We start from the raw sequence: 12,793 nt of genomic DNA, 5'->3' as shown, positions 1-12,793 counted from the left end.
AGCTATTCTATTCTGCGCCTTTTTCCAGTTATTTGACCCCATTTCTTTTCTAGATACAATTCTATGCTTTCTGGCTAAATTAGATTGAGATTTTCTATAAAAATTCGGCACAGAAATAGTCTCACCAATATTAGTAGTAAAAAATTCTTTTAAGCCTAAATCAATACCTACAGCAGTCTTAATATTATCTGTAGGAATTAAACCCACCCCTTCAGTTCCCCTCCCTGGAGGGGTTAGGGGAGAGTGATCTTCTCAGCTTAAACTTATATAATAACTATCAGCTTTTTTGGTTATAGTTGCAGTTTTAATCACAAACCCATATGGTATAGGTCTATGAACTATCACAGGAATAGCACAAAACCTCGTAGTAATTATTTGCTTACTATCAAATTTAATTACTGATAAGCGGATGATTAACTCTACTGAAACAAAATGACCTTAACTTACCTGATTTTTTAAATCTTGGTCGTCCTCCATGTTTACCAGTTTTATCAGGTATTAACCAACGCTTCCAAGCTTGATCTAGTCTTTGTAAGTTAATTTGTTGAACTTCCTATGGAGATTTCCTTGTAGTCGGGAAATAAGTTTTTTGTCTGTAAGAGTGATGATTGCTCAAAAGAATAATCTGGCAACTCTTGAATCTCACCCATAGGACATGACACTATCGAACAACGGTTATTTGACACCTGGTTTGGTTCAACCAGTCCAAGGGTTGACCAAGAGCATAATTCCAATGCCTTTGTAATAGTTATAGCCAATAACCAATGTTGACTGACTGTTCACAAGTGGGCTTAATTTTGTAGCAATGAGTAATTATTATAATTTTATATTCAACTTATTGCTATATTGTGTTAACCACTTATCACAAAGGTTTTAGGTCTGTTTACTCTCTTAACTGTTCAGATCCTATTTGTCACTAAATACCGAAAAAAAGTGATTAACTCTGAAATACTCCAGTAGTTAAACAAAATATTCGACGAAACGTGCCAAAAGTAGGAATGTAAATTAGCAGAATTTAATGGTGAAGTTGACCTTGTACATCTGTTAATCGACTTTTTTCTACCTTATTTCCCCTATTTCTAACAATCAAAGTTTTGTAATATTGCTCAGTCTAATAATTGGTATAAAACTACTTAAATTATGATCATAATATTTTTAATTTAATTTCATAAATGTTGCTTATCAAACAGGTTATCGTTTCAGTTATGTTAGTATTAAGTATTGTTGAGCAAGCTGGACATTTAGACAGTTTGAAAGATTGATTTTTTTGTCAATGAATCTTAAAATATCAAGATCATTTGGTTGGGAATCTCTCGTAGCATATATAAATGATAAAGAGGTAAAATTTTAATTTGTCTCTTTACCTGACCTGTTTTTCAATTTCTAACCCTTGATTTTATATTTAGGAATTGTGTCCCAAAAATCGTAGGTAGTAAGTTAAGTTAAGAATAAAAAAACTATGACTAATAACAACATTGAGGAAAAAATTGAGCAAGAGCGCGAAGAAGCTCGTGCTATTTGTGATGCTTCTGGTGCTAATTCCAAGGAATGTGCAGTAGCTTGGGATTCGGTAGAAGAGCTTCAAGCTGAGTCTGCTCATCAAAAGGAAAAGAAGTCTCCAAGTTCCTTGGAAAATTATTGCGATGATAATCCTGAGGCTGTTGAGTGTCGAGTATACGACAACTAGGGCCAGTTTATTGATTTAATAAGCTATTCGACCGTAGTTTATTAAATTAAATATATTAATGCTTGGCTGGTAAGCAACTGAAATATTTAACTTATTAATTCAGTTGCTTATCAAAAAAATATACCATAAATAACTTTTTAAAGTTAATTACGATTATAGTTAAATTTTTATAAGTTACTATTTTTATAAGTTACTAATTATGTTAAACTTTTTACCCATAGCCATCACATCTGGATTAGAGATTTGGGTCTGGATGGACTATAGGCTAGCGGTATTATTCACTGTGGTACTACCCCTACTTATTTTGATTTGGGCTTTTGTCAAAAAGTCTGAAGCTATTCAACGTTTGTTGATTACTTATTGGCGAGTTTCTAGTTTATTGGCAATCACTGTTTACTTAATGATTGCAGCAGTACCTATAAGTTTTTTAACATCATTAATAGCTCGAATTTTAATTCCGGTAGCTTTGTGGTTTTGGGTAGATTTGAATGAGGAAATTCGAGAATTACGAAATTCTCCTCTGAAGGCTAGTTTGACTTCTTGGCGTTGGGCTGCTACATTTTATAATTTAATCGGAGCATTATTCGAAATTCCTTTTTTGGCCTGTGCTTTTAAATCCCGCAATGATTTACTTGAAGATCCATTTTGTAATGTTTGGCTAGACCCTCCATGGTTATTTAAACAAATTTTTCATGCAGATTGGCCTCAAGAATTTATCGGCTTCTTGGGGTTTACTGGATTAATCATCTATACAATTTTTCTCTGTTATTTTGTTTTGGTTAAGTTACAGAAGCAAGGGCGATCGGCAACAGGAAATTAGAAGGAAGAAGGAAAAAGAAGACTGCGTTGTTTGCATTTTAGGCTTTTGAGATGTCCTAGTCTTTCTTTTTAGTGCTATATGATTAAATCTCAGTCTAGTTTTATTGCCTAAACACCAAGATTCTATTTAGGCGAAAACTGATATCTTTTTTTGAAAATTATTTTAGTAAAAGTGAATTTGCTATGAGAATATAGAATCAAGCAAATTTTACCGAATAATTAAGGTTTAAAGGCTCTTATTTAAAGAACAAACAAAGAAAAAAATACTGACCAATATTATCCTTTTTAAGGAGAGTGAATAATTAATAATTAATTGTTTAACTATCTACTGAAAGTTATTATGAATAGCATTTCTCATCGTTTGGAACAATACACAATTAAAAAACCTAATGAAGTATTAATAGTTAAGGTTGAAGTTGATGGAGAACTAGATGAAATAGCTATTTTTAAAGGTTTTTCTAGTTCCCTAATGAAACCTACAGCTTTCGACCCAGATATACCTGTATTACCTGAAACATCTAAAATTCTTAGTATCGATTTGGTTACTAGTCCCTACAACCCAGAATCACCTACTTATATTAAACAGGGACTGACTAGAGAACAAATGCAGTCCCTGCTTGCAGAAATGGGAATTTAGTAGTTTAGTTAACTCCACCAGCAGCTTGCAGACGTGCTCTAGCTCGCTTCAAGGCTTTTTGGGCTTTGATTTTTGCTTGAAGGTCGCCGTTTTCAGCTTTTTCCAGACTAGATTCAGCCTCATTGTAAGCTATACGAGCTGCTTCTTTGTCAATAGTATCTCCTTTTTCAGCGCCATTAATGAGTATAGTTACTTCATTTGCTTCTACTTCAGCAAAACCACCCATCAGAGCGATCGCTACCCAATCTTTACTTTTTTCAGCACGAACTCGCATTACACCTATATCGAGAGCGGTCAGCATAGAAGCGTGTCCACTTAAAATTCCTAATTGACCTGTTGTACTAGGTATAATTACTTCTTCAGCTTCTGAGTCCCAAACTGTCTTGTCGGGAGATATTACACGCACAGTTAATGTCATTTGTCAATCATTTTTTGTTTATTTTTATTTGTGTTAGTTACTTAAGTTGTCAGTTGACTGTCGATCTCAGCATCGATAACCAACAAGCCAACTGTCAAGATTTTTTCGCTAACTAACTACCAACATAGCCAGTAAGACTATGCTTCTGCCTTCATTTTTTCAGCTTTGGCAATTACTTGGTCAATACCTCCCACCATGTAGAAAGCTTGTTCTGGTAACTCATCAAGTTCACCAGATAAAATCATTTTGAAGCCTTTCATGGTATCTTCGAGCTTCACATATTGACCAGGAGAACCTGTAAATACTTCAGCTACAAAGAAAGGTTGTGATAGGAAACGCTCTATCTTACGAGCGCGAGCTACTGTTAGACGGTCATCTTCAGATAATTCGTCCAAACCTAAGATAGCGATAATATCCTGAAGTTCTTTGTACCTTTGTAGGGTGGATTGTACTGAACGAGCTACAGCATAATGCTCGTCACCTACTACACTTGGTTGCAACATAGTAGATGTAGAGTTTAAGGGGTCAACTGCTGGGTAAATACCTTTAGAAGCAAGTCCCCTTGACAATACTGTAGTTGCGTCTAGGTGAGCGAAGGTAGTAGCAGGTGCAGGGTCTGTCAAGTCATCCGCAGGTACATATACTGCTTGAATAGAAGTAATAGAACCTTCTTTTGTGGATGTAATTCTTTCTTGCAATTCACCCATCTCTGTACCCAAGGTAGGTTGATATCCTACCGCAGATGGCATTCTTCCCAGAAGTGCAGATACTTCAGAACCTGCTTGTACAAACCGGAAGATATTGTCAATGAAAAGTAGTACATCTTGCTTACTAACATCCCGGAAATATTCCGCCATTGTTAGAGCAGATAGACCGACACGCATTCTTGCTCCTGGTGGTTCGTTCATCTGACCATAAACCAAGGCCACCTTAGAGTCAGGGAGGTTCTTTGGATTAATTACTCCGGACTCAATCATTTCATTGTAAAGGTCATTACCTTCACGAGTCCGCTCTCCCACGCCACCAAACACGGATACTCCACCGTGAGCTTTAGCGATGTTATTAATCAACTCCATGATGATAACGGTTTTACCTACACCCGCACCACCAAATAATCCAATTTTTCCACCACGACGATAGGGAGCTAGTAGGTCTACAACTTTAATACCTGTTTCAAAAACGGAAGGCTTAGTTTCTAGCTCTACAAATTTAGGAGATTCACGGTGAATTGCAGATTTCTCCTCAGTTCCCACTGGGCCAAGTTCGTCTACTGGTTCGCCGATCACGTTAAATATTCTACCTAGAGTAGCAGTGCCTACAGGTACACTAATTGCAGCCCCAGTGTCTACTACTTCCATACCACGTACAAGGCCATCTGTGCCACTCATCGCCACAGCTCTAACTTGGTTGTCGCCTAGAAGTTGTTGCACTTCACAGGTGACTGAAACATCTTGTCCAGCTTCGTTTTGAGCTGTAATTGTTAGGGCATTGTAGATTTCAGGAAGACTTCCACTAGGGAATTTAGCATCTACAACTGGACCGATAATTTGAGTGATTTGTCCTACGTTTGTTTTTTCTGCGGTGCTTACCATTCTATCTATTCTATATGCTTATTTAGCTATCCAAATTAATATACCCGACACTGACACTGCTATGGCATGAAAGCTTGCTGTTGCTTTTAGTGTGGGCTTTTTGTTCGATTAATCTTCCTCTATAATCTGCAATTTTCAGAATATAGGTCTGACCAAATATCTGAAGGTTTTGCTTAAGTGTGAAAAATAATATATCGCACTTACTTCCAGTAGTAGTCACTGATTGACATACTCCACTCACTTCAGGAAGTGGATTTTCCCAGACTTATGCCAGTGGGATTACTGGTTCTTCCAGACTGCTTAACTAGCTAAGCTCTGGCAACAGTTAGTCTTATGGGGGGCTCTCCCCAGTTGTTCAGGTAATTGGCCTTAGTTTTTGGATGCCCGACCATACTATCGATGGACTATTTATTTTTTAGTAACTGACCCTCTGCTACTCAGATATATATCTTCGATAAAAAGGATAATTCTGTTGTAGTTTCATGGGTAAGGTTTGAGAAGGGATTGGTGACCATTCTCCTGTGTTTCTCCATTTGTATCTAGGGAAGGCATTTTAGCCCACAGAGATTCTTGAATATATGAGGTTGGCCTCAAGCCCATGCTCTAAATCAATCATCCGGGCTTTTTACTTTGGCCTTTAGACTGAACAAATTGCACTGTCATTTTTTAGAGTATCACTGAAGGGTTCATCAAAGGAGATATTAATTATTTTGCTGAGGACTTTTTTGTATCCGACATTCCGCAGCTCTAGCTTGTAGTGTCAGGTATTTATTGCTCAGATTTTTACATGATAGGCATTACGAGCTTTATTAAGTATAAATACATACTACATTAACTATTGACTATAATTCTTAATATTAGAATCTGTGTTCCACCATCTTCGTGGAAAAAGGTACTGTAGTATGTTTGTCGTGCGGAATATGGTTTGTATAATTACTGATTATATCATTTTGTGTGATTATTGTCAAGTTTGAAAAACGAATGAAATGATATGTGTTTTGATCGGAAAATATTTGTCAAATTGATTTAAGAAATTAGCGATCGCTCGAAATTTTTGCCGAAAACCTCGGTGTAAAGCTTCCCCCTTCTAGGGCTCGATCTATAATATTTGGATATCTCATAGTTTTATCTGCAAAAATATGTGATCAAATCATACTAGAGAAATCAAAGAAATAGTAATCTTAGTAACTAGACAGTGCGAAGTTCTTGGAATAACTATTAATAGCTAAGGCTTTCAGCGATCTAAAGGTTAAAAACTCTTTATTCACAGTTGTAGGTACTGTCTCAATCAAATAATTACCACAAAGCAATAATTAGACTAGAAAAATGTCATTTGAAGGTAAGTAGACAGCTTAAAGACTGGGCTATTACAGCGGTTTTCATTTCGATATACCACAGTAGAGACGTTCCATGAAACTTCCCTACAGGGTGCGTGATTATGACGATGTGGTTCATCAATATGAAAAGCGCTGTAAACAAGCTCGGTGCGTAGTTCACTTGTTAGATATGATTGTCTATGTAGACAATGTGTTATATCATTTTGATAAATATTTGGTATAAATAGTTAAGTTATTGCTAGTAGTTCAGAAAGTTTAATTTTTAGTCAAAAGTACATTATTGGTAAAGTCTAGAAATCACTCAAATTATGCGCAACATTCTTTTTTCACCCAATGGTATTAGATCCATGATTTTTCTATAAGTAGTTAGACAAAATTATTTGTATATTTACCGTAATGAGAAAACAATAACCCAGGTAATTAGTGATTTCATTGATTCACTAAAACTTAAGTCTCAAAAGTCAGTTGAAAAATCTGAAAATTAAGCTTAAGAGGAAAATAGTTGATCTGCTAGCTGTTTTCCTCTAACCGTTGATAACGGGAGTCCCCAACAGCTATTTTCAGATGAGGTCTATTTTATTCTGCCTGTTTCCTACTTCAAGCAAATATTGAATTAATTTTTTACAGATACTTAACTGAGATTATTTAACTATTGTGAATATCTGAGCTGGCTTTAATACGTCTAATAGGCAAATTTGCCACTAATGCTGTAGCTCTTTGATTATTTTCTAACAAAAATTCTGAATCGTTGTCATCTATTTCAACATAGCGAGATACTACTTCCATAATTTCTTTTCTCATAGCCTCTATTATTTCTGGATTGATATCGGCACGGTCATGAGCGATAACCAGCTTCAAACGACGCTTAACTTCATTACGACTACTAGGAGTATTTCTAGAAAAAAGTTTTTCTATAATTTCATTTAACATTAGCTTATTGTTAATTCAATAGTTGATTTATTCAGTAAATTGTAATTTTTTCCATATTAAACAATTTTAGATGATAATAATTTACGCAACCAAGTAAAGAAATTTTCTTGTGGGGGGTCTAGGTCAATAAAATCTACTTTTTCTCCATCTAAACGACGAGCAATATTAACAAATTCTGAGCCTGCGAGAGAAATATTTTCTGCTAATACTAAAGGTTCGCCTCGGTTAGTAGATACAATTACTTTCTCATCATCTGGAATAATTCCCATCAGTGGGATAGCAAGAATTTCTTCTACGTCTTGTACTGACATCATTTCATCAGCTTGGACCATCTGAGGTCTAATCCGATTAACTATCAGATGGATATTCTTAACATTATTGGCTTCTAAAAGGCCAATTACTCTGTCCGCGTCACGGACGGCAGATATTTCTGGGGTTGTAACAATTATAGCTTCTTGGGCCGGGGCGATCGCGTTCTGGAAACCTTGTTCAATTCCAGCAGGAGAGTCAATCAGAATATAGTCATATTTTGGTATTAACATATTGACTAACTCTTGCATTTGTTGGGGAGTAACTACTTCTTTCATTCGATTTTGAGCAGCAGGTAAAAGTGCCAACCGAGGTTGTCTTTTATCCCTAACTACTGCTTGTTCGAGGCGGCATTCTCCTGCTAAAACCTCTACTGCCGTATAAACAATTCTGTTTTCTAAACCTAGTAGTAAGTCCAAATTTCTTAATCCGAAATCTGCATCAACTACGGCTACTCGGCGACCCTTTTGAGCTAAAGCCATGCCCAAGTTTGCTGTGCAAGTAGTTTTTCCCACTCCACCTTTACCAGAAGTAATAACAATAATTTTGCTCATAAGCTATTAGAAATTAAGAAATAAAGAATTGTATATAGTCAAAACTTAGAGATTATTTTGGTATTTTAGATTAAGTTTAAAGTTTCTAACAGGATAATAATTATTTCATTACCCAATTTTTTAGATATGTAAACTGCAAAAAATCTGCTACTTCAAAGTTAACTTCAGAAATATCAGCTTATTCTTGTTACATTAAAACTGTGATTTTGTCAAGGAAGATTGATTTTGTAAAGACACTAGAGAATGAGGTTGGGGTGAAAAATTGTCGTTATGATTTGCTAGGTGCCAAAGGAGAATAAGTTTTTGAGTGAATTTACTTTTCGTTACATACTTATTTTGTTTGCGCCCTCTTAATATATTGCACGTTAATTTAAAGACATAGTGTTGTCTAGTTCCTAATTCCTAATTCCAATAAATTTTCTACAGGAGCATTTTCTCGGTTCTACCAACTACCAACTACTGACTACTGACTACTTCTTCAACGCCGTATCTTAACAAAGTCTACCATCCTACTAATACGAATCCCTTGATCTGTCACATAAGCAACTTCAGGATAAAATTGATTTGGTAGTTTTTCTGGCCCTCTAGCTACTTGCCCTGCAATTCTGATAATAGTTGGTTCCATCTGTAAAGTCATAATTACACTTTGAGAATTTCCTTTAGCACCAGCGTGGACTATTCCTCGTAAACGACCCCACACTAGAATATCTCCATCAGCAATGACAGAACCACCAGGATTAACATCTCCTACAATTACTACCGTACCGGGGTGCCGAATTTCTACTCCGGAACGAATGGTCATCTGTAAATATAAAGGTTCAAACATAGGTTGAACTTTTTCTGTAGGAGCTTGGTTGAGAGTAATAATGTCAAATTTTTGTTCTACAGAATAGCCAACTGTGACTGCTGCTACAGCAGTTTGGCGACGTGAAGTTTGAACTGTTGTTAATTCTAGTTCTACTTCTAAAAGAGCTTCAGCTATTTCTTGCAGTTGACGAGTATCTAATAAGCGGTCAAAAGCAATGAGCTGTACCTCTGTTTTTGGCTGCCAAAATCTTTCTCCTGCTTTGAGGCGTTGCTTAAACTGTTGCCAAATTTCTGTCCAGGTCATAGCAGTTGGACTTTCTATCTCACCATTATTAAATTCTGGTGGCAAGAGTAATAACAGTTTTCCTTCCTCTGTTTTGAATCTGACTTGTAAGTTGGTACTTACTTCTGGTGTAGAGGTGGAAGTAGTTGAGATAGAATCATCAGAAGACATAGAGTATGGAACTTTATTTTTAATTTTTTCTTTTGGCCAGACTATCTTATCATATCAGTTATTAATTAAGATTTGTGTGTTAGTACACCATTTATACGAGAAGGAAGAAGGAAAAAGGGCGATTAGTTTTTTAGGAGAGAAAGAAGGAGCGAAAAATCTGGTGTTGTCTGATGAGATGTCCGCACCCTTTCCCTCAAAATAAATAAGGGACAACAGAGAGATTTGCTTTTGAAGCGAGAAGATAGTTTTCTAATCTTGTCAATTTCCCTTTTATCCTATTGAAGAATGAATTGGTTAAAAAACTATAGTGCTATATAAATAAATGAGGTAATTATGAGCATCAAAACATTAACATCTCGCCCCTATAAAGGTGAGATAGATTTAGAGGCGATCGCTCAATTGCTAAATAGTAGTGAATTAGTTCATCAATTCCATGAATGGCCGTCTCCGGCAGAAATGCTCATGCAATTGGAAACTCCGTCTGTAGACAAGCAGCGCGATATTTGTTTATGGGAAGATAGCAACAGTCAAGTTATGGCTATTGCGGGATTGATAATTCCAGAAATAGGAGCAGATATTGCAGGTATTTTGTGGTTTCGAGTTGACCCCAATGCTCAAGGCAATAATTTAGAAGTTCAAATTCTGGAGTGGGGAGAGAAACGGATGCGGGAAGTGGGTAGGGAAAGGAATGTCAAGGTTAAAGTGCTGTCTGGAGGACATAGTGATAATGTTGAACGTATAGCTTTATTAGAAAGTTGTGGTTTTGCAATTGAGCGATATTTTCTGACAATGGAGCGATCGCTTACTGACCCTATTCCAGAAGCTGAGTTTCCAGAAGGTTTCACCCTAAAACATATAGAAAATGAAGCAGATGCAGCAGCTTGGACGAAAATGTTTAATCAAACTTTTATCGATCATTGGAATCATCAAGATATTACTGTTGAGTCTGTGAAGAATAAACTCAATGACCCTAAATATCGGTCAGAATTAAGTTTAGTTGCAGTTGCGCCTGATGGTATTTTTGCTGCTTTTTGTGATTGTCAGATTCACCCAGAAAATAATGAGTTGAATAAACGCAAAGATGGTTTAGTTAGTCTCCTTGGCACCCGAAGTGGTTTCAGGAAACGGGGGTTAGGGCGTGGTATTTTGTTGTCAGCACTGAAATTGTTGAAAACAGAGGGTATGGAAACAGCGATGTTGTATGTTGATGCGGATAATCTTTCGGGTGCGACGAGACTTTATGAGTCGGTTGGTTTCCGGAGGGTTAATACTCAAATAGCTTATATTAAGGCAGTTTAGGTAATTTCAGTTATCAGTTATCAGTTATCAGTACCCCTACAATCAGGAGGTTTGAAATATAGAATATTCTATTTTCTCTTGGTCTGATGGATATGGCGAGGAGACCTCGCGTTAAAGTTGAATTAAACGAGTCTATAGTCTATATTTCAGCCGTTATTCACCATTATGATACAGGACTACCAAAAATTTTTCTCTACCCCCTTGACAATATTGTAATATATTGTGTAGTATTAATTTATGCCAGTTATGGGAATGTCTCTAAATCTGGAAAATCAAACCTTGTGTTGTAGTATAAGGTGGTGATGATTTTGGGAAGATTGGCGATCGCATAATCCCATATTACAAATTTTCCGTAGATAAAGGAAGAGTAAATGTTAGAGAAAAAGAGAAATTTAAGATATTAAAACACACCTCTATGCAATGCGAACTGTGTGAAAGGGAGATGGAAAAATTAACTGTCCATCACCTAATTCCCAAACAAAACACCAAACGCCAAAAAATTAACCCAGGTCCCACTATTAATATTTGTTCGGCCTGTCATCGGCAAATTCATGCCTTCTTTGATAACAAGCGTTTAGCAAAAGAGTTAAACACTGTTGAAAAACTGAAAAATGAACCACAAATGGAAAAATTTTTGTTGTGGGTAAGCAAGCAAAACTCAAGTAAAAGGATACAAGTACACCGCCAAAATTCAAGAATTTAGAATGCGCGAATTTAGAATTACCTCTCCTTGAAAGGAAGACTATTGAGCAAGAAAAAACTTAAATTGCCTGTGCATATTCACCCTTGGGTTCACACAAACGATAAAGTGCGGACATGATATCAGGAGTATTGGTGACACGCGGAGATGAAGCAAGAGTGGCTTATTAGGTTCATACCCTAAAAATCAGTGAGTGCAACTCTCACCTCCGCCACCAAATGCAGGTGTGATTTGACATCCTCTCCATAGCTCAATGGATAGAGCAACACTCTTCTAAAGGAAGGTTCCAGGTTCAAGTCCTGGTGGAGGCGTTGAACACATTAATGTTCAAAATGTACCACTAAAAAAGGAGGTTGTTTTCATTGACTTTATTTAAAACTAACCCATGCAATAGTTCCTAGCGTGACCCAACATTTAGAGCTTACATACTTAGTACGAGAGGAATAGTAACACTATTAAACACAGTGGGCGCGTGAGAACGGGGAGTGCGAAGAACCCGATAGGTTGGCTTCAAAGTAGCAATCCTTTAAAGAGTGTGTGGTAACTCATCGGCGGAGTTCCCCTAGTAACTGAGAAAGCGCATAAAACGCTCTCATAACTTGCACGCTGGGCAATTTGCAATTGGTCATCCCCCCCTACCCCCCTTTCAAAGGGGGGAGCCAGAAAGAAAAATTGCTGATTCAAACCCCAAATAATTAATTATGCCTATTTATTTTTACGGTGTTCGTACAAAAATTTATGGTTGCTTTTCTAATTTTTCCCGACATGGTTTTGAACTTGATGGGTTTTGGTGGCCGACGAATGAACATTATTTTCAAGGCCAGAAGTTTGCTACTACAGACCGTCTATGGTTTGATAAAATTCGGGAAGTCAAAACCCCAAAAGAGGCAGCAAAGATGGGGCGCAGTAGAAAATACCCTCTACGACCAGATTGGGAAAAGGTCAAGGATGAAATTATGGAAGGGGGTGTATTAAAAAAATTTGAAACTCATGCTGACATTCGGGAAATTCTGATGTCTACAGGCGATGAGTTGATTGTGGAGAATTCACCTAGTGATTATTATTGGGGTTGTGGTAAAGATGGGACGGGCAAAAATAAGTTAGGACTGATTTTAATGGCGGTTCGGGAAAAATTGCGCGATCGCGACTCAAATTAAAAAATTATCAACTTAATCAAAGGGGGACTTGGTGTAATGGGAGCATACGATTCTTGCACAGTCGTGGCAGGGGTTCAAATCCCCTAGTTTCCA

General features: G+C 36.8%; 13 protein-coding genes and 2 tRNA genes. 9 read left to right on the top strand and 6 right to left on the bottom strand.

Going from position 1 to position 12,793, the window contains the following annotated elements; genetic code table 11:
• On the bottom strand, positions 1-207 hold a 207-nt coding region (locus F6K06_RS25075), incomplete at its 3' end, for a transposase (protein WP_287243388.1).
• A gap of 1,252 nt (positions 208-1,459) precedes the next feature.
• On the opposite strand from F6K06_RS25075, the gene F6K06_RS25070 reads away from it, so the two are divergent.
• The 3 genes from F6K06_RS25070 (at position 1,460) to F6K06_RS25060 (ending at position 3,143) form a co-directional block, all read left to right on the top strand.
• Positions 1,460-1,687, top strand: a complete 228-nt coding sequence (locus F6K06_RS25070) for a Calvin cycle protein CP12 (RefSeq protein WP_124147275.1) — start codon at positions 1,460-1,462, stop codon at positions 1,685-1,687.
• 199 nt (positions 1,688-1,886) lie between these two features.
• Positions 1,887-2,507, top strand: a complete 621-nt coding sequence (locus tag F6K06_RS25065) for a DUF3177 family protein (RefSeq protein WP_192901212.1) — start codon at positions 1,887-1,889, stop codon at positions 2,505-2,507.
• A gap of 339 nt (positions 2,508-2,846) precedes the next feature.
• Positions 2,847-3,143, top strand: a complete 297-nt coding sequence (locus tag F6K06_RS25060) for a hypothetical protein (RefSeq protein WP_338043259.1) — start codon at positions 2,847-2,849, stop codon at positions 3,141-3,143.
• 4 nt (positions 3,144-3,147) lie between these two features.
• Here the strand turns inward: F6K06_RS25060 and atpC are convergent, their stop codons facing one another.
• Together atpC and atpD are read right to left on the bottom strand one after the other, a co-directional pair.
• Positions 3,148-3,561, bottom strand: a complete 414-nt coding sequence (atpC, locus tag F6K06_RS25055) for an ATP synthase F1 subunit epsilon (protein WP_124147276.1) — start codon at positions 3,559-3,561, stop codon at positions 3,148-3,150.
• A 137-nt stretch (positions 3,562-3,698) separates the two neighbouring features.
• A complete protein-coding gene (gene atpD, locus F6K06_RS25050) occupies positions 3,699-5,153 on the bottom strand; it encodes a F0F1 ATP synthase subunit beta (protein WP_124147277.1) in 1,455 nt (484 codons plus the stop codon).
• Positions 5,154-6,563: 1,410 nt separating this feature from the next.
• On the opposite strand from atpD, the gene F6K06_RS25045 reads away from it, so the two are divergent.
• Positions 6,564-6,713 carry a hypothetical protein gene (locus tag F6K06_RS25045; protein ID WP_161564712.1) on the top strand — a complete coding sequence of 50 codons (150 nt, stop codon included), beginning with the start codon at positions 6,564-6,566 and terminating at the stop codon, positions 6,711-6,713.
• A gap of 422 nt (positions 6,714-7,135) precedes the next feature.
• Here F6K06_RS25045 and minE read toward each other — a convergent pair whose 3' ends face one another.
• From minE to minC, 3 genes are all read right to left on the bottom strand, one after another.
• Complete coding sequence (gene minE, locus F6K06_RS25040; RefSeq protein ID WP_124147278.1) at positions 7,136-7,420, bottom strand: cell division topological specificity factor MinE; 285 nt, start codon at positions 7,418-7,420, stop codon at positions 7,136-7,138.
• Positions 7,421-7,476: 56 nt separating this feature from the next.
• Complete coding sequence (gene minD / locus F6K06_RS25035; RefSeq protein ID WP_124147279.1) at positions 7,477-8,283, bottom strand: septum site-determining protein MinD; 807 nt, start codon at positions 8,281-8,283, stop codon at positions 7,477-7,479.
• 478 nt (positions 8,284-8,761) lie between these two features.
• Positions 8,762-9,544, bottom strand: coding sequence for a septum site-determining protein MinC (minC, locus tag F6K06_RS25030; protein WP_124147280.1), 783 nt, complete (start codon positions 9,542-9,544; stop codon positions 8,762-8,764).
• Positions 9,545-9,877: 333 nt separating this feature from the next.
• On the opposite strand from minC, the gene F6K06_RS25025 reads away from it, so the two are divergent.
• The 5 genes from F6K06_RS25025 to F6K06_RS25005 all read left to right on the top strand — a co-directional run bounded on the left by F6K06_RS25025 (position 9,878) and on the right by F6K06_RS25005 (position 12,793).
• A complete protein-coding gene (locus tag F6K06_RS25025; protein ID WP_240039173.1) occupies positions 9,878-10,843 on the top strand; it encodes a GNAT family N-acetyltransferase in 966 nt (321 codons plus the stop codon).
• A 415-nt stretch (positions 10,844-11,258) separates the two neighbouring features.
• Complete coding sequence (locus tag F6K06_RS25020) at positions 11,259-11,546, top strand: HNH endonuclease (protein WP_124147281.1); 288 nt, start codon at positions 11,259-11,261, stop codon at positions 11,544-11,546.
• A gap of 138 nt (positions 11,547-11,684) precedes the next feature.
• A tRNA-Met gene (locus F6K06_RS25015) sits at positions 11,685-11,760 on the top strand.
• 484 nt (positions 11,761-12,244) lie between these two features.
• Positions 12,245-12,700: an NADAR family protein gene (locus tag F6K06_RS25010; RefSeq protein WP_287243384.1), complete on the top strand. Its 456-nt coding sequence runs from the start codon at positions 12,245-12,247 to the stop codon at positions 12,698-12,700.
• 22 nt (positions 12,701-12,722) lie between these two features.
• A tRNA-Ala gene (locus F6K06_RS25005) sits at positions 12,723-12,793 on the top strand.

It is taken from the genome of Okeania sp. SIO1H4 (assembly GCF_010672695.1).
GTDB classification, from domain to species: domain Bacteria; phylum Cyanobacteriota; class Cyanobacteriia; order Cyanobacteriales; family Microcoleaceae; genus Okeania; species Okeania hirsuta.
The sequence above is the reverse complement of the archived record's forward strand: the minus strand, read 5'-3'. Positions and strand labels throughout refer to the sequence as shown.

Excerpts from the sequence above, each read along its gene's own strand:
- atpD (WP_124147277.1), bottom strand. The coding sequence starts at position 5,153 with ATGGTAAGCACCGCAGAAAAAACAAACGTAGGACAAATCACTCAAATT.
- F6K06_RS25070 (WP_124147275.1), top strand. The coding sequence starts at position 1,460 with ATGACTAATAACAACATTGAGGAAAAAATTGAGCAAGAGCGCGAAGAA.
- F6K06_RS25065 (WP_192901212.1), top strand. The coding sequence starts at position 1,887 with ATGTTAAACTTTTTACCCATAGCCATCACATCTGGATTAGAGATTTGG.
- F6K06_RS25060 (WP_338043259.1), top strand. The coding sequence starts at position 2,847 with ATGAATAGCATTTCTCATCGTTTGGAACAATACACAATTAAAAAACCT.
- F6K06_RS25045 (WP_161564712.1), top strand. The coding sequence starts at position 6,564 with ATGAAACTTCCCTACAGGGTGCGTGATTATGACGATGTGGTTCATCAA.
- minE (WP_124147278.1), bottom strand. The coding sequence starts at position 7,420 with ATGTTAAATGAAATTATAGAAAAACTTTTTTCTAGAAATACTCCTAGT.
- F6K06_RS25010 (WP_287243384.1), top strand. The coding sequence starts at position 12,245 with ATGCCTATTTATTTTTACGGTGTTCGTACAAAAATTTATGGTTGCTTT.
- F6K06_RS25025 (WP_240039173.1), top strand. The coding sequence starts at position 9,878 with ATGAGCATCAAAACATTAACATCTCGCCCCTATAAAGGTGAGATAGAT.
- F6K06_RS25020 (WP_124147281.1), top strand. The coding sequence starts at position 11,259 with ATGCAATGCGAACTGTGTGAAAGGGAGATGGAAAAATTAACTGTCCAT.
- minC (WP_124147280.1), bottom strand. The coding sequence starts at position 9,544 with ATGTCTTCTGATGATTCTATCTCAACTACTTCCACCTCTACACCAGAA.
- minD (WP_124147279.1), bottom strand. The coding sequence starts at position 8,283 with ATGAGCAAAATTATTGTTATTACTTCTGGTAAAGGTGGAGTGGGAAAA.
- atpC (WP_124147276.1), bottom strand. The coding sequence starts at position 3,561 with ATGACATTAACTGTGCGTGTAATATCTCCCGACAAGACAGTTTGGGAC.